Origin of the sequence: Burkholderia sp. LS-044 (assembly GCF_004803625.1) — a bacterium.
Lineage (GTDB): Bacteria > Pseudomonadota > Gammaproteobacteria > Burkholderiales > Burkholderiaceae > Burkholderia > Burkholderia cepacia.
The window spans coordinates 34,840-60,703 of record NZ_SSWO01000025.1 but is presented as its reverse complement, the minus strand read 5'-3'; the positions used below and the strand labels follow the sequence as shown (position 1 = coordinate 60,703).

The following is a 25,864-nucleotide window of genomic DNA, read 5'->3' as shown; positions in this document are numbered from 1 at the left end:
TTTCAATTGTCGCATAAACATCAGGCACCTACGATGGGGACTCCTTCGACTCACTCGCCAGGCTTCCGATGAACTGCCCCGCCAACCCTTGCCCCGCCGCCGTCCGCATGCCCGCCGGCACGCCGCCCGCGTTGAGCGCGGGCATGACGCTGTTCTTCGCCGCGACGGTCGGCGTGATCGTGATGGACCTGTTCGCCGCGCAACCGCTGACGGGCCCGATCAGCGCCGATCTGCATCTGCCGCCCGGCCTTGCCGGCCTCGTCGCGATGTTGCCGCAGCTCGGCTACGCGGCCGGGCTCGTGCTGCTCGTGCCGCTCGTCGACCTGCTCGAGAACCGCCGCCTGATCGTCGCGACGCTGGCCGCATGCGCGGCTGCACTCGCGCTGCCCGCGTTCACGCGCTCGGGCACCGTATTCCTGCTCGCCACCCTCGTGGCCGGTGCCGCGTCGAGCGTGATCCAGATGCTCGTGCCGATGGCCGCGTCGATGGCGCCCGAGGCGCAGCGCGGCCGCGCGGTCGGCAACGTGATGAGCGGGTTGATGCTCGGCATCCTGCTGTCGCGGCCGCTCGCGAGCCTGATCGCGGGCTCGGCCGGCTGGCGCGGCTTCTATCTGCTGGCCGCGCTTGCGAACGCTGCAATCGCCGTCGTGCTGGCCCTGCGCCTGCCGTCGCGTACGCCGTCGATCACGGCCGGCTACCGCGCGCTGCTCGCGTCGATGGGGCGCCTGCTGGCCGACGAGCCGGTGCTGCGCCGGCATGCACTGTCGGCCGCGCTCGCGATGGCCGCGTTCAGCGCATTCTGGACCGCGGTCGGGCTGCGGCTCGCGCAGCCGCCGTTCGGCCTCGACCTGCACGGGATCGCGTGGTTCGCGTTCGCCGGCGCGAGCGGCGCGATCGTCACGCCGCTCGCGGGCCGCGCCGGCGACCGCGGTCACGGGCCGGCCGCGCAGCGGATCGCGCACGGCACGATGCTCGTGGCGCTCGCCCTGCTCGGGATCGCGGGTGCCGGCTGGTTCGGCTTCGACGCGCACGCGCATCGCGGCCTCGCGCTCGCGCTGCTGGCCGGCGGCGCGGCGCTGCTCGACGCGGGCGTGATCGTCGACCAGACGATCGGCCGCCGCGCGATCAACCTGCTGAACCCGGCCGCACGCGGCCGCCTGAACGGGCTGTTCGTCGGGCTGTTCTTCATCGGCGGCGCGCTCGGCGCGGCGCTCGCAGGCAGTGCGTGGGCGTGGGGCGGGTGGAGCGCGGTGTGCGGCGTCGGGTTCGCGTTCGCCGGCGCGGCCGCCGTCTTCGGGCGCTCGGCCGGACGCGACGCCGGCGCAGCGGCATTGACTCGCCCGCGCGCCTGAGGCGAGCCCCAAAAAGCGGAACGCCCCGCCCTCTCGCGAGGGACGGGGCGTTCGGCGCACCGGCGTCGGATCGAAATCAGTGACGGACCAGCGCCATCATCGCACCGAAGCCGACGAACAGTCCGCCCGTCAGCCGGTTGAAGATCTTCGCAACGCTCTGGCTCTTCAGCGTCGCGCCGATGCGCGTGCCGAACGATGCGTAGACGAGATACCAGCTCACCTCGATCACCGCGAACGTGACGACGAGAATGCCGAATTGCGGCAGCGTCGGCTCGGCCGCGTTGATGAACTGCGGCAGCAGCGCGGCCGCGAACAGGATCGCCTTCGGGTTGCTGCCCGCGACCAGGAAACCGTTGCGGAACAGCACCCCGCGCGATGCCGGCGTGGCCTGGCGCGGCACGGTTTCGACGTCGGCGGCAGGCTGCTCGTCGTCCACGCGTGCGCGCCACGCCTTCACGCCGAGGTAGATCAGGTAGGCCGCGCCCGCGAAGCGCAACGTGTTGAACATCGCCGGCCAAGCCTCGAGCACGGCCCCGAGGCCCGCCGCCGACACCGACAGCATCAGCACCAGCGCGGAGAGGCAGCCTGCCATCGTCCATGCCGAACGCCGCAGCCCGTGGCGCGCGCCGTGCGTCATCACCAGCAGCATGTTCGGGCCCGGAATCGCCGACACGACGAACACCGTCGCCACGAAAAGCCACCACGTATGCAAGTTCATGAACGCCTCTGCCTCGATGCAAGGAAAACGAAACGTCGATTATGCCGGTGCGCCCGACTTCTGTCGCGGGGCGGATCAGCGGCCCGCGCGGCGCAGCGCGACTTCGCCGAGCACCGCGAAATCCTGTTCGCCGCCGCCGTGCGCAAGCGCGTCGAGCAGGTTGTCGCGCACGACGCTCGCCACCGGCAGCGGCACCGACACGGCGTCGCCGGCTTCCAGCGCCAGGCGAACGTCCTTCAGCCCGAGGCGCGCCTTGAAGCGCGCAGGCTCGTAGCGCCGCTCGGCGATCATCGAGCCGTAACCCTCGTAGACGGGCCCCGGAAACACGCTGCCGGTGATCACGTCGAGGAAGTCGCGCATCGCGACGCCGTGCGCGCCCAGCAGCGCGGACGCCTCGCCGAGCGTCTCGATCGCCGACGCGAGCGTGAAGTTCGCGGCGATCTTCGCGACGTTCGCGTGCTGCGGCAGCGAACCGAACCGCCAGGTCTTCTGGCCGATCGCGTCGAACAGCGGCTGCACGCGGTCGATCGCCTCGGCCGGGCCGCCCGCCATGATCGTCAGGCGCGCGGCGGCCGCGACATCGGGGCGCCCCATCACCGGCGCGGCGACGTAATGGATGCCGCGCGACGCATGTGCGTGCGCGAGCGATTCGGCCAGCGCGACCGACACCGTCGCCATGTTGACGTGGATCAGGCCGCGCGGCGCCTGCGTGAGCAGCGCATCGTCGAAGATCTCGCGCGCGGCGGCATCGTCGGCCAGCATCGAGAACACCGCGTCGCCGCGAAACGCGTCGGCCGGCGTGTCGACGATCTGCGCGCCGACCGCGGCCAGCGGCTCGGCGCGCTCGCGCGACCGGTTCCAGACCCGCACCGTGTGTCCGGCCTTCAGCAGGTTCGTCGCGATTGCCTGCCCCATTTCGCCCAGCCCGATAAATCCGAGATCCATTTCCCGCTCCTTCGCTCCGTGAAGCGGGGAGTTAAACACAGATGCGGGGTGCCTGCAGGGCACGCGGCCGGCCATGCGCGGTGCCATACTGCGCGCATGGCGATCGCGACCTTCCGCTTCCACGACGAACTGAACGCGTTTCTCCCGCGCGCGCAGCGCGACCGCGCGTTCGGGCACGCCTGCGCGCGCGATGCGACGGTGAAGCACGCGATCGAGGCGCTCGGCGTCCCGCATACCGAAATCGGCCGGCTGTGCATCAACGACGTGCCGGCCGCGCTCGACCGGCCGCTCGACGACGGCGACCGGGTCGAAGCCTTTCCGGAGCGCGCGCAACCGGCAGCCCGCGGAGTCGCCGCGCCGCCACCGGGGCCATGGCGCTTCGTCGCCGACGCGCATCTCGGCGGCCTCGCGCAACTGCTGCGCCTCGCGGGCTTCGACACCTGCTACGACAACCACTACCGCGACGACGAACTGGCGGCGCTCGCCGCGCGCGAGGGCCGGATCGTGCTGACCCGCGACCGCGAGCTGCTCAAGCGGCGTGCGGTCGAGCGCGGCTGCTACCTGCACGCGCTGCAGCCGGCCGACCAGCTGCGCGAACTGTTCGAGCGGCTCGATCTCGCGCCGCACATGCGCCCGTTCCGGCTATGCCTGCGCTGCAACGCCCCGCTGCATCCGCTCGACGCGGCCGCCGCCGCGCCGCGCGTGCCGGCCGGCGTCCGGCAGCGGCACCGGCGCTTCGCCGCGTGCGACGTGTGCCGGCGCGTGTTCTGGGAAGGCTCGCACTGGCGGCGCATGCGCACGGTGGTCGACGCGATGCGCGCGCCGCCGCCCGGCCGGCTCGACGAACCGGGCGAATCGGGCGAATCGGGCGCCTGAAAAAACAAAACCCCGCATGCCGGAGCATGCGGGGTTGGCCGACCGATGACCGGCAACGCCGGCCGTGGCGGCGAGCCGCTCAGTTCTGCGTGCCTGCGTCGTTCGTGCCGGCGGCCGATGCGGCTGCAGCCTTCGCCTGGCCCTTCTTCGAACCGTGGTGCTTCAGCTGGTGCTTCGGCTTGCTGTGATCCTTCTTGGCGGGTGCAGCAGCCGACGTGTCGCCTGCCGGTGCCGATGCTGCTTCCTGTGCGAATGCCGAAACCGATGCGAGCGCGAATGCTGCAGCGATGATCGAAGCGAGCGTCTTCTTCATTGTTCTTCCTTTAGCGGAGAAAAAATCAAACGTACCGGTAAGTAAAGATGCGAGGCATTCGCATCGGAGCCCCAGGCCGCGAGGCCGGCTTCCGCCGTTCCGTCGCGACAAAACCTGACGCACTGGTTCCATAACGCACCGCATTCGCGGCGAGTTGACACGTTGCTTGCACCCTTCGGGTTTCCCCGGAGGCGTACCCGTATTTCCCTGTCCGTAACCGATCCGCCGGCCGTCGCAGCGGCGCCGCAACCCGCTCGCACGCCGTCGGGGCGACGCTTATACTGGCGTCCATCCGTCCCTTTCCCCGGAAACCGGATCGCGGCCGGCCCCGATACCGATACGGGGCCGCCGCCGTCTCGAGGCGCTCAAATTGCCCGATCACAATCTGGACAAACTGAAGATCGACCGGCGTCCGCTCGCATCGGCGCCCCGCCCGCGCCGGTGGCCCCGCTATGCGGCCGCCGCCGCGATCGTCGTCGTCGCGATCGCCGCCGGCCTCGCGCTGACCGGCCGGCCGGCCGTCGATACCACCACCGTCACGTCCGCCTACCCGTACCAGAACGACACGCAGCTCAATGCGACCGGTTACGTCGTGCCGCAGCGCAAGGCCGCGGTCGCGTCGAAGGGCCAGGGGCGCGTCGAATGGCTCGGCGTGCTGGAAGGCACGCGCGTGAAAAAGGACGAAATCATCGCGCGGCTCGAAAGCCGCGACGTCGAGGCATCGCTTTCGCAGGCGCTCGCCCAGGTGAAGGTCGCCCGCGCGAACCTCGGCGTGCAGCAGGCCGAGCTGAAGGACGCCGAAATCGCGTTCCGCCGCACCGCGGCGCTCGCGCCGAAGGGCGCCGTGCCGGCCGCGCAGCTCGACATCGACACGGCCCGCGTGAACAAGGCGCGCGCATCGCTCAGCAGCGACCAGGCCGCGATCGCGTCCGCCGAGGCCAACGCGCAGGCCGCGCGGGTCGCGGTCGACCAGACGGTGATCCGCGCGCCGTTTGACGGCATCGTGCTCGCAAAACACGCGAACGTCGGCGACAACATCACGCCGTTCTCGTCCGCGTCGGACAGCAAGGGCGCGGTCGTGACGATCGCCGACATGGACACGCTCGAGGTCGAAGCCGACGTCGCCGAATCGAACATCGCGAAGATCCGCGCCGAGCAGCCGTGCGAGATCCAGCTCGACGCGCTGCCCGACATGCGCTTCGCGGGCCGCGTGTCGCGCATCGTGCCGACCGTCGACCGCTCGAAGGCCACCGTGCTCGTGAAGGTGCGCTTCGTCGACCGCGACGAGCGCGTGCTGCCCGACATGAGCGCGAAGATCGCGTTCCTGTCGAAGCCGGTGTCGGCGCAGGACCGGCAGCCCGTGACGGCCGTGCAGGCGAGCGCGGTGGTCGAGCGCGACGGCCGGCCGGTCGTGTTCGTCGTGAAGGACGACGTCGTGCATGCAACCGCCGTGACCGCCGGCATGCGGATCGGCGAGCTCGTCGCGATCCGCGGCGTGAAGCCCGGCGACACGGTCGTGCTCGCGCCGGGCACGAAGCTGAAGGACGGCGCGAAAGTGGCCGTCGCGAAGAAGTAGCGCACGCGTGAACGACGCCCCGCCGCCCCTCGTCGAGCTCAGCCACGTCGCGAAGTCGTACCGGCGCGGCAACCAGATCGTGCCCGTGCTGACCGACATCACGCTCGACATCGGCGAAGGCGACTTCGTCGCGCTGATGGGGCCGTCCGGCTCCGGCAAGAGCACGCTGCTGAACCTCGTGGCCGGCATCGACCGGCCCGACAGCGGCGAGCTGCGCGTGGGCGGGCTCGACATCTCGCTGCTCGCGGAGGCGCAACTGGCCGAATGGCGCGCGGCGAACGTCGGCTTCATCTTCCAGTTCTACAACCTGATGCCGGTGCTCACCGCGTTCGAGAACGTCGAGCTGCCGCTGATGCTCACGCACCTGTCGCGCCGCGAGCGGCGCGAGCGCGTCGAGCTCGTGCTCGACATGGTGAACCTCGGCGACCGCACGAGCCACTACCCGTCCGAGCTGTCGGGCGGCCAGCAGCAGCGCGTCGCGATCGCGCGCGCGCTGATCACCGACCCCGTGCTGATCGTCGCCGACGAGCCGACCGGCGACCTCGACCGCGCGTCGGCCACCGATGTGCTCGCGATGCTGCAGCGGATGAACGCCGAACTCGGCAAGACGATCATCATGGTGACCCACGACGCGCACGCGGCCGGCGCCGCGCGCTCGCTCGTGCACCTGGAAAAAGGGGAGCTGATCGATGGGCACGCCGGCTGACCGGCTGCGGGAGCGCGCGCGATGTACGTGCTGAAGCTGATCGCGCGCAACGCGCTGCGGCACCGGCTGCGCACGCTGCTGACCGTGCTCGGGCTCACCATCGCGGTGCTCGCGTTCGGGTTGCTGCATACGGTGGTCGACGCGTGGTACGCGGGCGCGGCCGCCGCGTCCAGCGGGCGGCTCGTCACGCGCAACGCGATCTCGCTCGTGTTTCCGCTGCCCGTGAGCTACGAGAACCGGATCCGCGGCGTCGAAGGCGTGACGGCCGTGGTGCGCTCGAACTGGTTCGGCGGCATCTACCGCGACCCGAAGAACTTCTTCGCGAGCTTCGCGGTATCGGACAACTACCTCGACCTGTACCCGGAATTCATCGTGCCCGGGCAGCAGCGCGCCGACTACAACCGCGACCGGCGCGGCTGCCTGGTCGGGCGCCAGCTCGCGGATCAGTTCGGCTTCAAGGTCGGCGACGTGATCCCGCTGAAGGGCACGATCTATCCGGGTACGTGGGACTTCGTCGTGCGCGGGATTCTCGACGGCCGCGACGATTCGACGATCACGCGCCAGCTGGTGTTTCACTGGGAATACCTGAACGAGACGGTGCGGCAGCGCACGCCGAAGCAGGCCGACCAGGTCGGCGTATTCGTGCTCGGCGTCGCGAACCCCGACGACGGCGCGGCGATCGCACGCAACGTCGACGCCGTGTTCAAGAACTCGCTCGCCGAGACGCTGACCGAAACCGAGCAGGCGTTCCAGCTCGGCTTCGTCGCGATGTCGAACCAGATCATCGCGGCGATCCGCCTGGTGTCGTACGTGGTGATCCTGATCATCATGGCCGTGATGGCCAACGCGATGGCGATGAGCGCGCGCGAACGCACGGCCGAATACGCGACGCTGAAGGCGCTCGGCTTCGGCCCCGGGTTCCTCGCGCTGATCGTGTTCGGCGAATCGGTCGTGATCGCGGTGGCCGGCGGCGGGCTCGGGATCCTCGCGACACCGCCCGCCGCGAGCCTGTTCAAGCAGGCGGCGGGCGGCATCTTCCCGGTGTTCAAGGTGTCGACCGGGACGGTCGCGCTGCAGGCCGCGTGCTCGGTCGCGGTCGGCTTCGCGGCCGCGATCGTGCCGGCGTGGCAGGCGGCGCGCGTGCGTGTGGTCGAAGGCCTGCGGGCGATCGGATAACGACACGCATGGCCATCCCGCTCAACTACATCGCGCGCAACCTGTGGACCCGGCGGCTCACCACCGCGCTGACCGCCGGCGGGATGGCGCTCGTGATCTTCGTGTTCGCGACGGTGCAGATGCTCGACGCGGGGCTCACGAAGACGCTCGTCTCGACCGGCGAACCCGACAACGCGGTGGTGATCCGCAAGGGCGCCGAAACCGAGATCCAGAGCTCGATCGACCATCAGCAGGCCAATGCGCTCGAGATGCACCCGGCCGTCGCGCCCGGCCCCGACGGCCGGCCGCTCGTGTCGAAGGAAGCGGTCGTGCTGATCTCGCTGGTGAAGACGTCGACCGGCAAGCCGTCAAACGTCGTGATCCGCGGCGTGTCGCCGGCCGGCCTCGCGCTGCGCCCGCACGTGACGCTCGCCGCCGGCCGCATGTTCGCGCCCGGCTCGTCGGAAATCATCGTCGGCAGCGCGATCGCGAAAGGCTTCAGCGGCACGCAGCTCGGCGACAGCCTGCATTTTGCGCAACGCGACTGGACCATCGTCGGCATCTTCGACGCGGGCGGCAGCGGCTTCGATTCGGAGATCTGGGGCGACGTCGACCAGCTGATGCAGTCGTTCCGGCGCACCAGCTATTCGTCGATGGTGCTGCGCATCCCGAGCGCCGACGGCTTCGCGCGCTTCAAGGCCGACATCGACGTCGACCCGCGGCTGACCGACGAGGCGAAACGCGAGCAGACCTTCTACGGCGACCAGTCGAAGGCGCTGTCGAAGTTCATCAACATCCTCGGCATCACGCTGTCGACGATCTTCTCGATCGCCGCGATGATCGGCGCGATGATCACGATGTACGCATCGGTCGCGAACCGCGTCGCCGAGATCGGCACGCTGCGCGCGCTCGGCTTCAAGCGCAGGAACGTGCTCGCCGCGTTCCTGCTCGAAGCGCTGCTGCTCGGCTTCGTCGGCGGCGTCGCGGGGCTCGCGTGCGCGTCGCTGATGCAGTTCGCGTCGTTCTCGACGACCAACTTCCAGACCTTCGCGGACCTGTCGTTCCGCTTCGTGCTGACGCCCGCGATCGTCGTGAAGACGCTGCTGTTCTCGCTCGTGATGGGGCTCGTCGGCGGGTTCCTGCCGGCGATGCGCGCCGCGCGGCTGAAGATCGTCGACGCGCTGCGCGCGCAGTGACGCGCGCCGCCGCTCACGTTCGACGCTCGCGCGGCACCCACGCGCCGTGGAACCCGGCCGGCACGCGGCGCGGCAGGTGCACGGTCGCGACCGGCCCCGCGTCGATCGCGCGCGCATCGAGGATCACGACGTCGCTGGTATCCGTCGCCGCGCGGTAGACCATCACCAGCAGCCAGCCGTCGTCCTCGTCGACGCCGCCCGGGCGCGGCACGAACACCGGCTCGCTGTTCTGGTCGCCGGCCGGCACCGCATAGCGCGTCGTCGTGCCGCTCGCGTGGTCGAAGCGCATCACGCCGCGCATTTCCGCATTGTTCGGCTGTTCCACCGCATACAGGTAGCGGTAGCGGCGCCCCGTGCGGCTTTCGTTGATGCGCGGCATCTCGATGCCGCCGTCGGCGAGCGGCCCTTCGTCGATCAGCCCGTTCGCCGTATCGATCACGTAGCGCCACAGCTCGCCGACCGGGTTGTCGGCGAAGCGGCCCGTGCGCGCGTCGAGCCGCAGGAACCACGGATAACGCACCGCATCGAGCACGATGCACGACGCGTCGCAGTCGTACGCGTTCACGACGTGCTGGATGAAGCACGGCTCGATGCCGAACCAGCGCACCGCGCCGCCGTGGCGCGGGATCACGCCGATGCGCGCGGGCCGGTCGTCGTGCCAGCGCAGCGGCATCCGGTGGCCCTGCTTCAGCAGCGAGAAGTCGTAGCCGACGTTCAGGTCGAGCAGCAGGCTGCGGGTTTCGGTGATCGCGAGGTCGTGCATCATCGACGGCGCGTTCAGGTCGATTTCGATCTCGACGCGCTGCACGCCCTGCGCGTCGGCCACGCCGTAGCGCAGCCACGGCGCACGCCAGTCCGCACGAAAGGCAATCAGCTCGCCCGTTACCGGATCGACCTTCGGATGCGCGGTCATCCCGCCGCCAAGGCCCGCGTGCCGCGCCGGCGCGCCGAGCGAATCGAGCGCGGCCGTGATCGCGAGCGGCGCGCCGCCTTCGGCCAGCGCGAGCAATTCGCCCGCATGCTGCAGCACGTTCACGTTCGGATTGGTGTCGGGAAGATGCGGCGCCTGCCCGGGTGCATGCACCGCGGCCCAGCGCTGCGTGCGTGCCCAGCGGTTGCGGTAGCCGGTCGCGCGGCCGCCTTCGAACGCGATCGCGTGCAGCATCGCGGCTTCCGGCCACCACGACAGCATGTCGTTCCCTTCGAAGCGGCCGCCCGGCGGATTCGGGCCGTTGCGCAGCAACGTGCCGTCGAGATCGTGCGGGACGGCGCCGGTCACGCGCAGGTCGACGAGATCGGCCTCGTCGGCCACCGGCGCGATCGCGCCACGGTTCAGGTCGAATACGGTCATTGCGTCGGAAGCTCCTTTCAGCAGTCGTCGGTGGACGGCGGCAGATCGCCGCGCGCCAGCGCGAGCGCATGGTCGCGCACGTCGTCCGGCCAGCCGGCGATCAGCCCGGCGAGCCGCGCCAGGTCGTTCGCATACAGCGCGCGCGCGGCCTCCTCGAAACCGGGCAGGTCGCCCGCCATCGCCGACATGAAGTGGTAGGCGCGCGCCTGCGCGTCGCGCAGACGATCGGCCGCCGCATGCGTGCGCCGCGCGTCCTCGACGAGCTTGCGCAATGCGACGGACGCGCCGCCCGGCTGCGCGGCAAGCCATTCCCAGTGACGCGGCAGCAGCGTGACCTCGCGCGACACGACGCCGAGCTTCGGCCGGCCGCGGCCGCGCGGTTCGCCCGCGCCGGCCGGCTCGCCGACGGTTGCGGATGCGTCGTCGCCCGACGGCGGCGCGAAGCGCGCGCGGATCTCGTCCGACGTGCCGCGCAGGTCGAGGTCGATCGAGCGGCCGGTCGCGTCGTCGAAGATCAGGATCGTGCCGGCGGCCGCGTCGCCGGCCTCCCGGGCCGCGAGCGCGACCGACACGAGCGGGCCCGTCGCGAGCCGCCGGTGGCCGTCGAACACCGTGTACGAAGGAAGAAGCGTGGAGGTTGTCATCGTGGTCGCCTGCAGGCAGGAATCGGAATGCGCCATTTTCATCCGGGTATAAATTGAATGTCAATATCATCCGGGTAAAAATATCGCCAGCCTCCCGCCGTGCGTGCGACCGCGTGGTGCGGTCAGTTCTTCAGTGCAGGCGTCGCCGCGCCGCGCACGCTCGCGAGCACGTCGTCGAGCGAAACATGGCCCTCGAACGCCGACGAAGCCGGCAGCGGCAGGCCTTCCTCGACGGCGTGCGCGAATCGCACGCCGGCATCGTCGGCGAGCCGCGCCCGCAGCGCGGCGATGCGCGGGAACGCGTCGCGGCCGATCGATTCAAAGACTGAATCGATCAAGTCAGTAATTGGCATGAAAGCGCAAATATCGACATGACAGAATGATCCGGACGCCCCGCTCCGGCCCGCACGGGCCTCGGCGTCCGGCCTCCGGCCGGCAGCACCGTCACCCAGAAACGCGCGCTTTCGACGCGCCAGCCGCACGACGGCACCTTCCGCCCTTCGGAGGAGACAGTCATGAATCCGCTTCACGCGCTGCCGGCGTCCGCGTCGGCAACGGCCCGGCGCACCCGCGTGCGCTGGCTGGTGCTGGCCGTCCTGTTCGCGGTCACGACGATCAACTACGCGGATCGCGCCGCGATCGCGATCGCCGGCCCAAGCCTCGCCCGCGCGCTGCACCTAAGCCACGTGCAGATCGGCTTCATCTTCTCCGCATTCGGCTGGTCGTACGTGGTCGCGCAGCTGCCGGGCGGCTGGCTGCTGGACCGCTATGGATCCCGCATCGTCTATGCGTTCAGCATCTTCTTCTGGTCGCTGTTCACGCTGCTGCAGGGCACGATCGGCTTTTTCGGCGGCGCGGCCGCGTTCGCGCTGCTGTTCGGGCTGCGCTTCCTGGTCGGCGCGGCCGAAGCGCCGTCCTTCCCGGCCAACAGCCGGATCGTGTCCGCGTGGTTCCCGGCCGCCGAACGCGGCACCGCATCGGCGATCTTCAATGCCGCGCAGTACGCGGCGACCGTCGTGTTCGCGCCGCTGATGGGCTGGCTCGTGCACGCGTTCGGCTGGCAGTCGGTGTTCGCGGTGATGGGCGTGCTCGGCTTCGCGTTCGTCCTGGTGTGGAACCGCACGATGTACGACCCGAAGGACCACCCGACCATCAACCGCGCGGAACTCGACTACCTCGCCGAAGGCGGTGCGCTCGTCAACATCGACCAGGCGACGGGCGGCCGCGACGGCGGCCCGTCGATGCGTCACGTGAAGGCGCTGCTGAGGAACAGGATGCTGGTCGGCGTGTACGTCGCGCAGTACTGCATCAACGCGCTCACCTATTTCTTCATCACGTGGTTTCCCGTCTATCTCGTGCAGGCGCGCGGGATGTCGATCCTCAACGCGGGGCTCGTCGCGTCGATCCCGGCCGTGTGCGGGTTCCTCGGCGGGATTCTCGGCGGCATCGTGTCCGATGCGCTGCTCAGGCAGGGCCGCTCGCTGTCGGTCGCGCGCAAGGTGCCGATCGTGTTCGGCATGCTGCTGTCGATGTCGATGATCGTCTGCAACTACACCGATTCGCACGTGCTCGTCGTGCTGTTCATGGCGCTGTCGTTCTTCGGCAAGGGACTCGGCGCGCTCGGCTGGGCCGTCAACGCCGACACCGCGCCGCGCCAGATCGCGGGATTGAGCGGCGCGCTGCTCAACACGTGCGGCAATCTCTCCAGCATCACGACGCCGATCGCGATCGGCTACATCGTCGACCGCAGCGGCTCGTTCAACGGCGCGCTCGTCTATGTGGTCGCGCACGCGCTCGTCGCGGTGATCTGCTACGTGTTCGTCGTCGGCGAGATCCGCCGCGTCGAGCTTCGATGAACGGCGCGGGCCGCGCCGGCCCAGCCGGCGGCCCGTGCACCACCGGAACCAGGAGCGAACCGATGTCCGAATCCCGCCATGCCGGCACCCCGCGCGTCACGCGCATGCGGGTGATTCCCGTTGCCGGCCGCGACAGCATGCTGCTCAACCTGTGCGGCGCGCACGCGCCGTACTTCACGCGCAACCTCATGATCCTCGACGACAGCAGCGGGCACACGGGTGTCGGCGAAGTGCCGGGCGGCGAAGGCATCCGGCACGCGCTCGAGCGCATGACGGATCTCGTGGTCGGCCAGTCGATCGGACGCTATCAGGCCACCCTCAACGCGGTGCGCGCGGCGCTGTCCGGCACGGGCCCGGGCGCGGGCCGCACGATCCGGCACGAGGTGACGTCGGCCGGCGAGGCGGCCGTGCTGCGCCAGCCGCACGAGATCAATCTGCGGCTCGACAACGTGATCACCGCGATCGAGGCCGCGCTGCTCGACCTGCTCGGGCAGTTTCTCGACGTGCCCGTCGCCGCGCTGCTCGGCGAAGGGCAGCAGCGCGATGCGGTGCCGATGCTCGCTTATCTGTTCTATATCGGTGACCGCGGCCGCACCGACCTGCCGTATCGCGACGAGGCGCAGGCGCGCGCCCCGTGGTTCCGGCTGCGCAACGAGGAAGCGCTCACGCCGGCCGCGATCGCGCGGCAGGCGGAAGCCGCCGTCGAGCGTTACGGCTTCGCCGATTTCAAGCTGAAGGGCGGCGTGATGGCCGGCGCCGACGAGATGGAAGCGATCGCCGCGATCAAGGCGCGCTTCCCCGACGCACGCGCGACGCTCGACCCGAACGGCGCGTGGTCGCTCGACGAGGCCGTCGCGCTGTGCCGCGGCCAAGGCCACCTGCTCGCGTATGCGGAGGACCCGTGCGGGCCGGAAGACGGCTATTCGGGCCGCGAGGTGATGGCCGAATTCCGCCGTGCGACCGGGATTCCGACCGCGACCAACATGATCGCGACCGACTGGCGGCAGATGGATCACGCGGTGCGGCTGCAGGCGGTCGACATCCCGCTCGCCGATCCGCATTTCTGGACGATGCAGGGCTCGGTGCGGCTCGCGCAGCTGTGCCGCGACTGGGGGCTCACGTGGGGCTCGCATTCGAACAACCACTTCGACGTGTCGCTCGCGATGTTCACGCATGCGGCGGCGGCCGCGCCCGGCACGATCACCGCGATCGACACGCACTGGATCTGGCAGGAAGGCGACGCGTGGCTCACGCGCGAGCCGCTCGCGATCGTCGGCGGCAAGGTGGCCGTGCCGGAGCGGCCGGGGCTCGGGATCGAGCTCGACATGGCGCAGGTCGAGGCCGCGCATGCGTTGTACAACGCGGTCGGCGGGACGGCGCGCGACGACGCGGTCGCGATGCGGTATCTCGTGCCGGGGTGGACTTACGATCCGAAGCGGCCGAGTTTCGGGCGGGGGTGAGCCTGACGGTGGGCGGTGGGCGGTGGTTGCCAAACACCGGAAACGCCCGCATCCTGCCGGCTGCCCGAGCCGGCCCGCTTGGCGGACGGTTCGGCGCCCTTCTCACCCAACGTGAAGCGCCCGCCATGACGTCTCCCGACCCAACACCGCGGCAAATCGTCGTCTTCGTGCTGTATTCGGTGCTGTGCCTGCCCGCGAGCATGACCGTCGCTGGTTATGCCGCGCCCCGGATCACGCAGAACGTATCGAATTTCGAAGGCGGTGCAGGCTACGCTGCGCTCTGGTGGGTTCTCATTCTGACCTGCGTGTTCTGCGGACTGTCGATCGCCCTCTTCGCGCTGCTGCGCAAGAGGATCGCGATCCTTGCGGCCATCACGGTGGCGTTTGCCGTGCTGTCGGTGCCGGCGTTCAGGTTCATTCACGGATTGCTGACCTGACCCGCCCGTCGTCGCACGACGCTGACCGCGTTACCCCACTTGCTCGCAATCGCGCTCAGTACCAATAGCCCTGGATGCCGTAGTTCGTGCCGTGACGTCGCCCCCCACCACGGCGGATAGGCGTCGTCTTCCCCGCGGATCTGCCTCGCATCAAGCAGTCGGTTGCATCTGAGATTTTTTTACACGGAACACTGACCTGCTTGGCGACGAGTCAGGGAACGAATTGATTACGCAGTCGTGTCGAGCCTCATCCGGCACCGACACGCTCACGGTCATATTTCGTTATGCGTGGTGATTCGATGATTGCCAATGTCGAACAGATGTCCCCAACGCTCTACCCGCGCCCCTCAGCGGAGAGGCACGGATCGAACGAAGCAGTTGTGATACTCCGGCAGAAATCGGGATACACCCGCGCGCCCGGCTCAGGAACGTCCGGACGTAGGCACTGACGAAATGAGTACCGCGCCGCACGACGTCTTGTGACCGTCGAACGACGCGGGTGCACCCTCCACGTCGAAACCGGCATCACCGTCGATGATCACGACCTCACCGTGCAGCGGGCACGTGCAGCGATCTCCCTGACGGGCGACTGCACGTCCCATGACTTCACTGTTCGCGGCACCGGTCTCCACACGGCCACCGTGGCTATGGACGTCTCCTACGCGAATGATGCCGCGCATGCTTCTCCTTAATACGAATAGCCCTGAATGCCGTAGTTCGTGTCGTGACGTCGCCCCCACCACGGCAGATAAGCGTTGTCTTCCCCGCGGGCACGGAACCAGTCGCTATTTGGATTGATCGGCGTGAGCTTCGACGGCGGCAAAACGACAACGGCAGTCGGATGGCCCGCATCCGTTGTGCCCGCAACCAGGGCATTGCCGCCGAAGTGATTGACCCGGCCGATCGCGAGCGCGACGTCTGTCAGCGCCGTGCCCGCGCCCATGTCGCCGAGCAGCGCCGGCGTATTGAAGACCTGCTTCTTATAGTCGAACTCCGGCAGCGTTTCCGTGAGCGTCTGCGACAACGAGGCCAGACGCGCCGAGGCCGCATCGCTGCCCTTGCCCGCGTCGTGCACGACGAACTGAATGCTTGCAGGTTCGACGTTCGCGTTATGGGCGGCCTGTGCGATCGTCGCCTTCCATGCCTGGACTGCACGCGTGGTCCCGGCCCTCGCCTCGTAGTCGCTCACCTTGCCCGTCGCAGCCTTACCGATCCATCCGAGCGGCTCACGTTCAGTCTTCAGATCAGGGCCCGCCAGAAACAGCACGGTGAGGTTTTCGTTTATCTGCTCGTCTTTGGGTGGGAAGCTAGGCGCGTCCCAGTTCATCACCCATACGCTTTCCTGCGGGTGCGCCTGCAGATAGTCGAGCGCGGCGTTCAGCGACGCGAAACCAGCATTGGCACCGCCAACGTGGAGTTGAATATCCGGAGGCGTATCCTTACTCCACAGATCGGGGAAGGATTTGCTCCCAATTGAAAAGGCCGTGATCATTTCATCGCTAAGGTGCGAACGCGCCTCCTGTGGCGACAGTCGTGAGGGAATCGCGAATTCAATACGGATGCCCGCCAGCTCTCGCCAGTGCCGCCTCTCGGACGGCTGGACCGTATAAAAATACTGTCCATTCATGGCGTACTTGCTGTAAAGCAATACTAGAAACGCGTCAATATACTTCTCATAGAACCCATCGAAGCTTTCCCTTCCATTCGAGCCATACGCGATACCGGCGACTGGGCGAACTGTACTGAATCCTTTGGGATCCGTTCTGACCATATCGTCGTTCCTGTTCGGCTTGACCAGCCCCATCGTCCACAGCAGTTGCCATTCCGTCGGATAGTCACGGCGCTGCAGTGGATTGAGCCATTCCAGCCCAACGACCTGGGCGAGAAACGGTTTCTCCTGCATAGGAGCCGACGGTGCCAGTGCGGAAGCGGTCTGAGCAGCCTCGACTGTTGGTACTGCCCATGCAGTGACAAAAGCGAAAACTGCAACTCCTGCCAATGCTGGCAGTCCTATCCATCGAGTCATTTCCTCTCCCATACTTCGCGTGTGCGCACCGTGATTGAACGCCTCAACGGCAACGATACTAATCACTAGGAGTGCTCCGAACAATGCCAGTGCCAGCCGGCGTGGTCGGGACGCAAACAGCGATCTCATAACGCTCCCCCGATTCCGAGCATCGCACCACCCTGGCGCGTGTCATCGATTGAAGCTGGCAGCGTCGCCTCCTGGTCATTTGCGATCCAATCCACAAGCGATGTTTTTTTCATCGTGCCAAACTTAAAGTACTCTGAATAAGGCCTGTTCGAATTATTTTTATCTAACTGCCGACCAAATCGCCAATCCGCTTCGATTCTGAAGTCGTTCAACTGTTGCTGGGAAATGCGACAAATGCCGATCGCGACATCGTAAGCCAGCGCCAACCTGGCGTGCTTTGGATTAGTCATGATCGTCGAGTGGTTCGTCGGGTTATTCACAGCCTCGCCGAGGATATGCACGATCTGCTTGTTTCGCCATTTTTCATACCCGTCGGGCATTTGGGCGTTGGGCCCAGCCTCTCCGATGACCACATCGTTCTTGACCCACTCAGAATTGTCGTCGTGACGGGCCTCCATGCGCGCGATTGCATGGTCCTCATAGCGTTGAGATGCCTCACTGTCCGCGTCACCCTTGGGTGCCATCTCGGCTGCATGCTTGCCTTTGGCCTTATATGTGTCATACGGATCGGCCGTGTTGATGGTTGTCTTGTTCTTGTTTCGCGCAGCCGCCACCGGATCGTTATCCGGACTCACTCTTCCGGCCGATGAGCGATCACAACTCGCCATCGGATGCCTTGACGTCACACTCGAACATCAAGCGGCTATCGCTCTTTTGCATTCCTCAGAGCTCTACGGTTCGATGATGGCGCTGCTTAGAGTCCTGTCGGAGTCATTGGTCAGAGGTCTCTGGCTTCACGCCTGTGCAACTGACGTAGAGCTAACCAAGTTCAAGAGAGGGCGTTTGGAAAAGTCGTTCGGCGCGCTTATCAAGGAATACGAAAACACCACGGAGACATCGGAAGGTGTCCTCTCAGGATTCAAATTATCCGCGTGGACTCAGATGAACGATTTCACCCATACCGGCCTTTTGCAGGTGAGCCGTCGCCACAAGCCTGGCCGAGTGGAAGGAAACTACCCAGACCACGATCTCAGGACGGCTCTTGGTGTCGCCGGTGCTCTAGGTTTGGTGGCCGCAGGGCAACTTATTGCGCTCGCGGAGCGAGCACGATCTCTTGCCGCTGTTTCTGGAGAAGATGTCCGAATACGCCGGATCAAAGGGAACTGATCAAAAACCAGACGTCCCAGAGTCGCAGTAAGCCATGCAGGAGGCGAAGTGGCGTGTGCGCCAACGCTTGCCGCTCTCGACACCTCGAGTGTGTGGCCGTCCGACATGGGCCTAGACCACACCCAGCATATGTTCGGCCCAAGTAGACCATCGCAAGTCGCGTAAAAACAACAAAGCCGGCTTTAAGCCGGCTTTGTATGCGAAGCATAAGGCTGCACTTTTAAGCTGAAGCATAACTCTGCACCCGGTGCAAAATTATCCTACCTGTCTCATGCGATCGGGCCTTTCAAATTCCGTTGGTGGAGCGGAGGAGGATCGAACTCCCGACCTTCGCATTGCGAATGAGGTTTCGATCCGCTTGGGGCCACCTGATCAAAGTTCTTGATTCCGAAGCACTTTTCAGCGATGGCACAAAACCTTTGAAAATCAGCTGCTTGCCGAATATTTCGGGCCGCGCACAAATTTCGGTAGACTCGGGTATGCGCCGGGATTTGGTATCGTACCGAAAAAATCCGTAGTCGAGTGGAGCAGATTTGGAGCGTCGGCCGTGGACAATCACGGCAGCAAAGGCAGTCCCAGTTCGGTGAGGAATTCGTTGTGCTGCTCGGCGGCCTCCCTGATCTTCTTATCCAGCGAAACCAGTTCAGCATGCACCGCCGCGAGGCCGATCGCCTCCTCGGCCTCTGCCGTGCTCACATAGCGCGAGATGTTCAGGTTGAAATCGTTCTTCTCGATTTCCTCCATGCCCACCCGCCGCGAATAGCGTGCCTCTTCCTTGCGGAACTGGTAGGCGTCGATGATCTTGTCAATGTGCTCGGGCAGCAGCTGGTTCTGCCGCTTGCCCTTCTCGAAGCGCTCAGCTGCGTTGATGAACAACACGTCGTCCGGCTTCTTGCACTTTTTCAACACCAGGATGCACACTGGAATACCGGTGGAAAAAAACAGGTTGGCGGGCAGGCCGATCACCGTGTCGACGTAGCCGTCCTTGAGTAGCTTGGCGCGAATGCGCGCCTCCGCGCCACCTCGGAACAGCACGCCATGCGGCAGGATGATGGCCATCACTCCGTCTTGCTTCAGGAAATGTAAGCCGTGCAGCAGGAAGGCAAAGTCCGCAGCCGATTTGGGTGCCAAGCCGTAATTCTTGAACCGCACGTCCTCGGCCAGTGCTTCAGTGGGTTCCCACCGGTAGCTGAAGGGCGGGTTGGCCACCACTGCGTCGAACTTTGGCATCTTGGCCGGGTTGGTCTCACGCAGCATGTCCCACTCGTTGAGCAGAGTGTCCCCATGGAATATCTCGAACTCCGAATCCTTCACCCCATGCAGCAGCATGTTCATGCGCGCCAGGTTGTAGGTGGTAATGTTCTTCTCCTGGCCATAAATCTTGCCGATGCCGTGCGGTCCCATGCGGTGGCGCACGTTGAGCAGCAATGATCCCGAGCCACAGGCGAAGTCCATCACGCTGTCCATATGCTTGCGCTGGCCGGTGGCCGGCTCCTGCCCATCCAGTGTGACGATGGCCGAGAGGATGCTGGAGATACGTTGCGGTGTGTAGAACTCGCCGGCCTTCTTGCCGGAGCCTGCGGCAAACTGGCCGATCAGGTATTCATAGGCGTCGCCCAGGGTGTCGCTGTCAGTGGAAAACTGCGTCAGCCCCTTGGCAATTTCGCTAATGATCTTGCACAGGCGCGCATTGCGCTCGTCGTAATTCTTTCCAAGCTTGTCGGAGGCCAGATTGATCTCGGAAAACAGTCCCCGGAACGTGCTGGCGAAAGATTCGGTTTCGATGTAACCGAAACCCTGTTGAAGTGTATCCAGCAGATACTTGCTCTGCTCACGCGCCATCTGCGCGACGTTACCCCACAGGTATTGCGGCTTTATCACATAATGCACCTTGCGACGCATCTGTTTTTCGAACTCGGGCACATCCTCTAGATTGCCCTCATACCAAAGTTGCAACGGCGTGGAAGCCGCGCCGTCGACCTGTGTGGGGTAATCCGGCCCCAGCTCCTTTTGAGCGGCGACCTCGTAGTTGTCAGACAGGTAGCGCAGGAACAGGAAGGCAAGCATGTAATCGCGGAAATCGTCCGCGTTCATCGCGCCGCGCAATTGGTCGGCGATGGCCCAGAGGGTCTTGCCCAGCTTCTGTTTTTCGAATTCAGTCATGGCTTGCCTGCGGCCTGCTCTGCGAATAAATCGGGATTGAAAGGATAGCGGTTCAGGAAATCGTGCAGAATCTTCCTGAAGTAGGTCTTGTTTTCGTCCAGCATCTGCTGGGGCTCGAACAGTGAATAGTTGCCGTGACTCAGGATGTTGATCAGGCGGGTGTGCAGGATGCCATCCGGGTCGTCGTCCTCTTGCTTGATGCAAGCCGAAAAGTTCTTGTGGCCGTGAAAGCTCGCCGTCTTCTCCAGAATCGTGCGCAGCATGTTGAAGTGGTGAGTGAACAGCCGGTCTTCCTGCGCAGCCTGATACAGCTCGGCCAAAGCGGCGACGTGGTGAAAGAACGGCGTGTCAGCCGTTTCCTCCCGCAACACGTAGCCGCCACCGATTGAGTTCTTGTTGATGAAATACCTCTTGGCATTCTTCAACTCATTGCAGAGGACATTGAAGAACAGCGTGTGGTGCGTCGAAAGGATGGTCTTGAGTTTGCTGTCGGGCCGTTTGAGCAATTGCGCCAGGTGGTTGGCCACAGCGATGGCGTTGTGCTCATCCAATGACGAAATCGGATCGTCGATGTAAATGTATTTGACCCACTGATAAGCCTCAGCGCCATCCAAGACCAATTGCACGATAGCGAGAAAGAAGCACCAGACGAAAATGTTTTCCTCGCCGCGCGAGACCTTGATGTTGTCGATGACCTGCCCGTCCACCGTGCGCGAGAAGCGCACCACCCATTCCTGCGTATCGATGCGAAAATCGAAATCAGCATAACGTTGCAGCAGTGGGCGAATGCGGTTGTCCATCTCCAGCTCCGCCAGGCCGACGAAGAAGCGCGACACCGCATTGAGCGTGAGCCTGCGGTCACTGTCACCATCGAGGTCGTTGTCCCAGTGGAACAGGTCTTCGGTGAAGGCATTGAAGTAGAGCGTGTCGCGCACATCACCCTGCTTGCCGATGTCTTTGAACGCCATGGACAGCCGAGTCTTGCCGGTGCCGTTGTAGGCATAGAGCAGGATGGTTTTCTTATTCTCCAGTTCCTGCCGCAGATGCGCGGCCAGCGCGGGCAGGTCGGCCAAGGTTTGGCTCGGCTTCATGCCTGCACCTCAGCCATGACGGGGAAAAGCTGCTGCATCAAGCCCTTCTTATGGGCTTTCAGAGCGTTGATTTTCTGGCTTTGAGCAGTGATCAGGTTGCCGAGGGCCGAAAGGCAGGAAATGATCCGCTGTTGCTCTGCGATTTTGGGAACGGATACGACCAGTTCATTCCTAAACGTTGTGGGATTGATGTTCGCCTGACTAATACTCGGACGCGCCAATGCCTTGATCTTCTTCTGGTATTGCTGCGTGTTTAGCATGAGGTTACAGAACGCAGGAACAATCTGCTTTTCATCAAGGCGATAGGTGACGATGTACGACGCCGCAATGCACTCGACATCTCGATCAAACATCGAAATTTTCCCAACAAGATCAAGGCTATTTGTGCGGTTCAGAAGAATGTCACCGCGAATCAATCGAATTTTTTCGAATGAGTCAGGATCGAGATCGATGTAGGCCAGGTTGGAGAAATCGAGTCCGCCGTCGACCATGTTTCCCATTCGAAGGACGGGATATTGACCACTCTCCGATGTCGAGCTTGATGTTCCGTAAAATGATCTGACAACCAACCTCTCAAAAGGCATACTTTCCCACTCCCCCGCATCCCGAAACTCAGGAAAGCGCACGCGGGGGACGGTTTCGCCGACACTGGGGAAGAGTTGCTGCATCAGGCCCTTTCTGTGGACCTTGAGAGCGCCCAGCTTTTGGCTTTCCGCAGCGATCAGATCGTCGAGGGAAGACAGACAGTCGGCAATCTTTTGTTGTTCTTTCGGCGTGGAGACTGGAAGAGGCATGCCCATAAAGTCATCATTCGTGATGCTCATGCGGTCATGCCTTGCCCCGGTACTCGAAGCTTGGCGCATGTAATGATGCCAATGCGTCGACTTGAAGTAGTGAGCAAAAAAATCGTTGTCGCTGCCGGTCATCCTGAAGACCGTATATAAGGGAGACATTACCCCAGTGCCGACATTATTCTTGGAAATCGGCCCAACCGGCGCGCTCGTTGACATGCGAGGGTTATAAACGTAGTCGCCTTTTTCAACGATGTAATAGCCCTCAAGATTTCCTTGATTGGCTATGTCTTTTTCGAAGTAGTCGCGCTGATCAACCACCCCATACTCGGCAGAATTGGTCAGCACTCGAGTGTGTTCGCCCTTAGCGTTCTTGCTAGTGCATCGTTGAGCTAATTTTCTTAGCGGTTCAGCCTTCCACTCCCCCGCCCCCCGAAACTCGGGAAAGCGCAACCGTGGCACCAGCGCCCGCTTCTCGTTGCTTTCTTTGTTCATCGCGCCCGTGTCCTTATTGCTCATACGCACTCAGCCCCGAAATCTCGCGTCCCTGGGCGAGCTTGTGCAGCAGCGGCGTCAGGTCTTCCACCAGTGCCAGTTCTTTTTGCGTGCGCGCCTTCCAGCCTAGGCCCAGCGGAGCCATCAACTCGCTCAGTGCTTCGCCGTCGAAGATGCTGCGGCGAAGCACTTCGTCCACAAAGGCTTGCAGCGCATCAGCGGCCAGCCCATGTTTGATGGCGATGTCGGTGAGTTCGCGGGCCTTCTTCTCGGCCTTGAAGCGCTCGTAACCGACGCGGATTTGCTTCTCGTCCAACGCCTCACCCACCGGTAGACCACGAATGTATTCGGCAATGTCCTCGCGCTCGTCGATAAACTTGGCGTCGGACTGGATCAGGCCGATAAGCTGCTCGCGGTTCAGGGTCAGCTTGCCGGGCTTCTCCTGCGTCATGCGGGCGATCAGCCCCATGATGTAGTCGTAGTCGATGACGGCGGAGGCGAAGAGCACAAACTCGAAATCGAGCTGCTGCACCTCGGGCAGAGCCTGATCGCCTTCTTTGTCCTGCTGCTCCTTAAGCCGTTTGGCGGTCTCCAGATACACGCCTTTGAAACCTTGCAACTGCTCGGGTGGCGTGATTCGGCCGATCTGCGCTTTCTGCTCCTCGCTCAGGTCGGTGTACTGATCGAGCTGAGTCTTGAAGCGCTGCACTTCCTTGAACAGATTGACGAACTGGCTGCGCGCAGCGTCGCCCTTGAGGTTAGCCACCTCTTCCGGTGCATTGGCTAGCCCCTGCGATTGCATGAAGTCGGCCAGCTTCTGGGTGGCCGTCTGCAGACTGTCGATGACCATCGGTGCAGGATCCACCAGCCAGATCTCGCGTGGATTGTCGATCTTCTCGCCGGAGAAGAGAGCAATGGCTTCTTCCACGGGCTTTTGCTGCTGACGAAAGTCCAGGATGTTGCCGTAGGGCTTGCTGTCGTTGAGCACGCGGTTAGTACGCGAGAAGGCCTGAATCAGCCCATGGTGCTTGAGGTTCTTGTCCACGTACAGGGTATTGAGGTACTTGGAATCGAAGCCAGTGAGCAGCATGTCCACTACGATGGCGACGTCGATCTTCTGGGCGTGCGGCAGATCGGCATTGGGGTATTGCTGATCCTTGATGCGTTTTTGCACGTCCTGATAGTACAGATCGAACTCGCCGATACGGTGGTTGGTGCCACAGCGAGCGTTGTAGTCGGCAATGATGCGGGTGAGTGCGGCTTTCTTGCCTTCGGGATCCTCTTGGTTATCTTCCTTTTCCTGCGGCAGGTCTTCCTGAATCTGCTGCACGTCCCTGTTACCCTCGGCGGGCGGGGAAAATACGCAAGCCACGTTCAGCGGCTGGAAAGTGTCGTCTTCTTCCAGCCTCTTGGCTTGAAGCGTTTTGAAAGCCTCGAAATACTCTATGGCGTCGTTGATGCGGGCGGTGGCCAGTACGGCGTTGAACTTACGCCCGTTGGTGGCGGCATCGTGCTTGGCGAGGATAGTCTCGATGACCTTGGCCTTGGCCAAGCCTTCGCCGGGCTTGGGCGGGTTCTTGCCCTCGGGCTTGAAGTAGTCCACGTGGAAGCGCAGGACGTTGCGGTCCTCGATGGCGTGGGTGATGGTGTACTGATGCAGGCAGCGCTGAAAGAGATCGTCCGTGGTGCGGTAGCTGGCCTGTTGCCCCTCGACCTGTTGATAGCTGGCGTTCTGCTCAAAGATGGGCGTGCCGGTGAAGCCGAACAACTGGGCATTGGGAAAGAATTCCTTGATGGCCTTGTGGTTCTCACCGAATTGCGAGCGGTGGCATTCATCAAAGATGAACACCATGCGTTGGTTGCGCAGTGGCTCAAGGCGCTCCTTGTAGTTGCGCTTGTTGGTGCCGTCGAGCGCCAAACCGAGCTTCTGGATGGTAGTGACAATGACCTTGTCTGCGTAGTCGTCAGACAGCAGGCGGCGAACCAGCGTTTCGGTGTTGGTGTTCTCTTCGACGCAACCCTCCTGGAAGCGGTTGAACTCCTCTCGGGTCTGGCGATCTAGGTCTTTGCGGTCCACCACGAACAAGCATTTATCGATGTCCGGGTTGTCCTTGAGCAGGGTCGAGGCCTTGAACGAGGTGAGCGTCTTTCCGCTGCCAGTGGTATGCCAGATGTAGCCATTGCCGCAGTTCTGGTGGATGCAGTCCACGATGGCCTTGACGGCATAAATTTGATAAGGCCGCATCATGAGCAGCTTTTGCTCGCTGGCCACCAACACCATGTAGCGGCTGATCATCTGCCCCAAGGTGCACTTAGCCAGAAATTTCTCGGCAAAGCTGTCTAGTTGCGTGATCTTCTTGTTGTCCTCGCTCGCGAACTGGTAAACGGGCAAGAAGCGTTCGTCAGCATTGAAGCTGAAGTGGCGCGCGTTGTTGTTGGCAAAGTACCAGGTATCGGTGCGGTTGCTGACGATGAAAAGCTGGACGAAGCACAACAGCGTCCTGCCGTACCCGTTGCCAGGCGCGCTTTTGTAGTCGACGATCTGCTGCATGGCCCGGCGCGGGCTGACGTCCAGGGTTTTCAGCTCGATTTGCACCACCGGCACACCGTTGATCAGCAGCATCACGTCGTACCGGTGATGGCTGTTGTCGGTGTTGATACGCAACTGGTTGACCACCTCAAAGTCGTTCTTGCACCAGTCACGAATGTTGACGAGGGTGTAGTTCAGCGGCGTTCCGTCGTCGCGCTCGAAGCTGTTGATGTTGCGCAGCGTCTGGGCGGCGTTGTAAACGTCGGGAGTGGTGATGCTGTCGAGCAGGCGCTGAAACTCGCTGTCGGTCAGCCGCACCCGATTGAGCGCCTCGAACTTCGCGCGGAAGTTGGCTTCGAGAGCGGCGCGGTCGCGAATATCGGGCCGGTAGCTGTACTTGAGGTCGCCGAGCTTCGTGATCAGTTCCAGCTCGATCTGGTTTTCTGTCGAGGTCATGAATTCGTTCCTGCCGTAGATGGCCCGTTGGTTTGGCGGGCAGTCTGCCCCGAGTAGTTCATCGAAACCACGTCAGGCGCACCCTTTGGCTGCTTCATGCTCGCTCCCCTTGATCCGATGGAAGGTCTTACCTCTTGGATCAACGACTCGCAGCATTTTTGCTTCCCAATGTCGCGGAACTTGGATTATATCGGTACAGGCCGGTACAATCGGGTCAGTCAGCGCTTTGGCTGTCGCTAAACGGCCAGCTTTTTCCCCAGGCTGCGTAAGCGGACCGTTAGACCGGAAGTAGCCCCGGTTGACGTTTCGGGGCAGAGCCAGCGACAGAGCACTGATGCCTCTTTGAGGCCGTTCTGCTGGCGTGGCAGGCCCCGGCGGGACGAAGGAAAATCTGCAAGGAAAGCCATCGAGGAATCAACGGAACGATGGCG

Annotated in this window: 22 protein-coding genes and 1 pseudogene; 10 read left to right on the top strand and 13 right to left on the bottom strand. The window is 64.2% G+C overall.

The genetic code is table 11. The annotated features are described in order from the left end of the window. The first annotated feature begins 68 nt into the window (after positions 1-68). Positions 69-1,352 carry an MFS transporter gene (locus E9536_RS37900; protein WP_136472725.1) on the top strand — a complete coding sequence of 428 codons (1,284 nt, stop codon included), beginning with the start codon at positions 69-71 and terminating at the stop codon, positions 1,350-1,352. A gap of 76 nt (positions 1,353-1,428) precedes the next feature. Here E9536_RS37900 and E9536_RS37895 read toward each other — a convergent pair whose 3' ends face one another. Next, positions 1,429-2,070 (bottom strand): LysE family translocator, encoded by a 642-nt coding sequence (locus E9536_RS37895; RefSeq protein WP_059694362.1) that lies wholly within the window; start codon positions 2,068-2,070, stop codon positions 1,429-1,431. 75 nt (positions 2,071-2,145) lie between these two features. After that, entirely contained in the window at positions 2,146-3,090 is a 945-nt protein-coding gene (locus E9536_RS37890) for an NAD(P)-dependent oxidoreductase (protein WP_269139246.1), read from the bottom strand. Positions 3,091-3,111: 21 nt separating this feature from the next. Between E9536_RS37890 and E9536_RS37885 the strand changes: the two genes are divergently transcribed. Next, positions 3,112-3,891, top strand: a complete 780-nt coding sequence (locus E9536_RS37885) for a Mut7-C RNAse domain-containing protein (protein WP_136472723.1) — start codon at positions 3,112-3,114, stop codon at positions 3,889-3,891. A gap of 79 nt (positions 3,892-3,970) precedes the next feature. Here E9536_RS37885 and E9536_RS37880 read toward each other — a convergent pair whose 3' ends face one another. After that, complete coding sequence (locus tag E9536_RS37880; protein WP_027788607.1) at positions 3,971-4,204, bottom strand: hypothetical protein; 234 nt, start codon at positions 4,202-4,204, stop codon at positions 3,971-3,973. 370 nt (positions 4,205-4,574) lie between these two features. Here E9536_RS37880 and E9536_RS37875 point away from each other — a divergent pair, with 370 nt between their 5' ends. The 4 genes from E9536_RS37875 to E9536_RS37860 are packed head-to-tail and all read left to right on the top strand — an operon-like array spanning position 4,575 to position 8,837. Next, positions 4,575-5,780: an efflux RND transporter periplasmic adaptor subunit gene (locus E9536_RS37875; protein ID WP_136472721.1), complete on the top strand. Its 1,206-nt coding sequence runs from the start codon at positions 4,575-4,577 to the stop codon at positions 5,778-5,780. A gap of 7 nt (positions 5,781-5,787) precedes the next feature. After that, positions 5,788-6,486 (top strand): ABC transporter ATP-binding protein, encoded by a 699-nt coding sequence (locus E9536_RS37870; RefSeq protein WP_027788609.1) that lies wholly within the window; start codon positions 5,788-5,790, stop codon positions 6,484-6,486. A gap of 21 nt (positions 6,487-6,507) precedes the next feature. Further along, positions 6,508-7,662, top strand: a complete 1,155-nt coding sequence (locus tag E9536_RS37865; protein ID WP_060084488.1) for an ABC transporter permease — start codon at positions 6,508-6,510, stop codon at positions 7,660-7,662. A gap of 8 nt (positions 7,663-7,670) precedes the next feature. After that, positions 7,671-8,837, top strand: a complete 1,167-nt coding sequence (locus E9536_RS37860) for an ABC transporter permease (RefSeq protein WP_059694370.1) — start codon at positions 7,671-7,673, stop codon at positions 8,835-8,837. A 13-nt stretch (positions 8,838-8,850) separates the two neighbouring features. Here E9536_RS37860 and E9536_RS37855 read toward each other — a convergent pair whose 3' ends face one another. The 3 genes and pseudogenes from E9536_RS37855 to E9536_RS42710 all read right to left on the bottom strand — a co-directional run. Then, on the bottom strand, positions 8,851-10,188 hold the full coding sequence (locus E9536_RS37855; RefSeq protein WP_027788612.1) for a carotenoid oxygenase family protein: 1,338 nt from the start codon (positions 10,186-10,188) through the stop codon (positions 8,851-8,853). 17 nt (positions 10,189-10,205) lie between these two features. Next, positions 10,206-10,832 carry a DUF2239 family protein gene (locus E9536_RS37850; protein ID WP_136472719.1) on the bottom strand — a complete coding sequence of 209 codons (627 nt, stop codon included), beginning with the start codon at positions 10,830-10,832 and terminating at the stop codon, positions 10,206-10,208. A gap of 122 nt (positions 10,833-10,954) precedes the next feature. After that, positions 10,955-11,161: pseudogene (locus tag E9536_RS42710) on the bottom strand (glutathione S-transferase); the annotation flags it as partial. Between the two features lie 186 nt (positions 11,162-11,347). On the opposite strand from E9536_RS42710, the gene E9536_RS37840 reads away from it, so the two are divergent. The 3 genes from E9536_RS37840 (at position 11,348) to E9536_RS37830 (ending at position 14,585) form a co-directional block, all read left to right on the top strand. Continuing rightward, entirely contained in the window at positions 11,348-12,688 is a 1,341-nt protein-coding gene (locus tag E9536_RS37840; RefSeq protein WP_027788615.1) for an MFS transporter, read from the top strand. 62 nt (positions 12,689-12,750) lie between these two features. After that, positions 12,751-14,148 (top strand): enolase C-terminal domain-like protein, encoded by a 1,398-nt coding sequence (locus tag E9536_RS37835; protein WP_136472717.1) that lies wholly within the window; start codon positions 12,751-12,753, stop codon positions 14,146-14,148. Next, entirely contained in the window at positions 14,145-14,585 is a 441-nt protein-coding gene (locus E9536_RS37830; RefSeq protein WP_247873557.1) for a hypothetical protein, read from the top strand. The genes E9536_RS37835 and E9536_RS37830 overlap by 4 nt, the downstream gene beginning before the upstream one ends. A 422-nt stretch (positions 14,586-15,007) precedes the next feature. On the opposite strand, the gene E9536_RS37825 is transcribed toward E9536_RS37830, so the two are convergent. Genes E9536_RS37825 through E9536_RS37815 form a run of 3 tightly spaced genes read right to left on the bottom strand, consistent with a single transcriptional unit; the run spans position 15,008 to position 17,375 of the window. Then, complete coding sequence (locus tag E9536_RS37825) at positions 15,008-15,265, bottom strand: PAAR domain-containing protein (RefSeq protein WP_136472715.1); 258 nt, start codon at positions 15,263-15,265, stop codon at positions 15,008-15,010. Positions 15,266-15,273: 8 nt separating this feature from the next. Next, the gene (locus E9536_RS37820) at positions 15,274-16,740 is read right to left on the bottom strand and encodes a virulence factor (RefSeq protein WP_136472713.1); all 1,467 of its coding nucleotides are present in this window, start codon (positions 16,738-16,740) and stop codon (positions 15,274-15,276) included. Continuing rightward, positions 16,737-17,375: a DUF3274 domain-containing protein gene (locus E9536_RS37815; protein ID WP_166741990.1), complete on the bottom strand. Its 639-nt coding sequence runs from the start codon at positions 17,373-17,375 to the stop codon at positions 16,737-16,739. The genes E9536_RS37820 and E9536_RS37815 overlap by 4 nt, the downstream gene beginning before the upstream one ends. Positions 17,376-17,583: 208 nt before the next feature. On the opposite strand from E9536_RS37815, the gene E9536_RS37810 reads away from it, so the two are divergent. Continuing rightward, complete coding sequence (locus E9536_RS37810) at positions 17,584-17,907, top strand: hypothetical protein (protein ID WP_136472711.1); 324 nt, start codon at positions 17,584-17,586, stop codon at positions 17,905-17,907. A 555-nt stretch (positions 17,908-18,462) separates the two neighbouring features. Here E9536_RS37810 and E9536_RS37805 read toward each other — a convergent pair. Genes E9536_RS37805 through E9536_RS37790 form a run of 4 tightly spaced genes read right to left on the bottom strand, consistent with a single transcriptional unit; the run spans position 18,463 to position 25,433 of the window. Continuing rightward, positions 18,463-20,070, bottom strand: coding sequence for a type I restriction-modification system subunit M (locus E9536_RS37805; RefSeq protein ID WP_136472709.1), 1,608 nt, complete (start codon positions 20,068-20,070; stop codon positions 18,463-18,465). Continuing rightward, a complete protein-coding gene (locus E9536_RS37800) occupies positions 20,067-21,161 on the bottom strand; it encodes an AAA family ATPase (protein ID WP_136472707.1) in 1,095 nt (364 codons plus the stop codon). The genes E9536_RS37805 and E9536_RS37800 overlap by 4 nt, the downstream gene beginning before the upstream one ends. Then, on the bottom strand, positions 21,158-22,471 hold the full coding sequence (locus E9536_RS37795; RefSeq protein ID WP_136472705.1) for a restriction endonuclease subunit S: 1,314 nt from the start codon (positions 22,469-22,471) through the stop codon (positions 21,158-21,160). The genes E9536_RS37800 and E9536_RS37795 overlap by 4 nt, the downstream gene beginning before the upstream one ends. Beyond that, positions 22,461-25,433, bottom strand: a complete 2,973-nt coding sequence (locus tag E9536_RS37790; protein WP_136472703.1) for a type I restriction endonuclease subunit R — start codon at positions 25,431-25,433, stop codon at positions 22,461-22,463. The genes E9536_RS37795 and E9536_RS37790 overlap by 11 nt, the downstream gene beginning before the upstream one ends. Positions 25,434-25,864 lie beyond the last annotated feature (431 nt).

Bases quoted from the DNA above. Each gene is read 5' to 3' on its own strand.
- E9536_RS37805 (WP_136472709.1), bottom strand. From the start codon at position 20,070: ATGACTGAATTCGAAAAACAGAAGCTGGGCAAGACCCTCTGGGCCATC.
- E9536_RS37885 (WP_136472723.1), top strand. From the start codon at position 3,112: ATGGCGATCGCGACCTTCCGCTTCCACGACGAACTGAACGCGTTTCTC.
- E9536_RS37900 (WP_136472725.1), top strand. From the start codon at position 69: ATGAACTGCCCCGCCAACCCTTGCCCCGCCGCCGTCCGCATGCCCGCC.
- E9536_RS37800 (WP_136472707.1), bottom strand. From the start codon at position 21,161: ATGAAGCCGAGCCAAACCTTGGCCGACCTGCCCGCGCTGGCCGCGCAT.
- E9536_RS37865 (WP_060084488.1), top strand. From the start codon at position 6,508: ATGTACGTGCTGAAGCTGATCGCGCGCAACGCGCTGCGGCACCGGCTG.
- E9536_RS37890 (WP_269139246.1), bottom strand. From the start codon at position 3,090: ATGGCCGGCCGCGTGCCCTGCAGGCACCCCGCATCTGTGTTTAACTCC.
- E9536_RS37790 (WP_136472703.1), bottom strand. From the start codon at position 25,433: ATGACCTCGACAGAAAACCAGATCGAGCTGGAACTGATCACGAAGCTC.
- E9536_RS37880 (WP_027788607.1), bottom strand. From the start codon at position 4,204: ATGAAGAAGACGCTCGCTTCGATCATCGCTGCAGCATTCGCGCTCGCA.
- E9536_RS37825 (WP_136472715.1), bottom strand. From the start codon at position 15,265: ATGCGCGGCATCATTCGCGTAGGAGACGTCCATAGCCACGGTGGCCGT.
- E9536_RS37895 (WP_059694362.1), bottom strand. From the start codon at position 2,070: ATGAACTTGCATACGTGGTGGCTTTTCGTGGCGACGGTGTTCGTCGTG.
- E9536_RS37860 (WP_059694370.1), top strand. From the start codon at position 7,671: ATGGCCATCCCGCTCAACTACATCGCGCGCAACCTGTGGACCCGGCGG.
- E9536_RS37855 (WP_027788612.1), bottom strand. From the start codon at position 10,188: ATGACCGTATTCGACCTGAACCGTGGCGCGATCGCGCCGGTGGCCGAC.
- E9536_RS37850 (WP_136472719.1), bottom strand. From the start codon at position 10,832: ATGACAACCTCCACGCTTCTTCCTTCGTACACGGTGTTCGACGGCCAC.
- E9536_RS37820 (WP_136472713.1), bottom strand. From the start codon at position 16,740: ATGAGATCGCTGTTTGCGTCCCGACCACGCCGGCTGGCACTGGCATTG.
- E9536_RS37795 (WP_136472705.1), bottom strand. From the start codon at position 22,471: ATGAGCAATAAGGACACGGGCGCGATGAACAAAGAAAGCAACGAGAAG.
- E9536_RS37835 (WP_136472717.1), top strand. From the start codon at position 12,751: ATGTCCGAATCCCGCCATGCCGGCACCCCGCGCGTCACGCGCATGCGG.
- E9536_RS37840 (WP_027788615.1), top strand. From the start codon at position 11,348: ATGAATCCGCTTCACGCGCTGCCGGCGTCCGCGTCGGCAACGGCCCGG.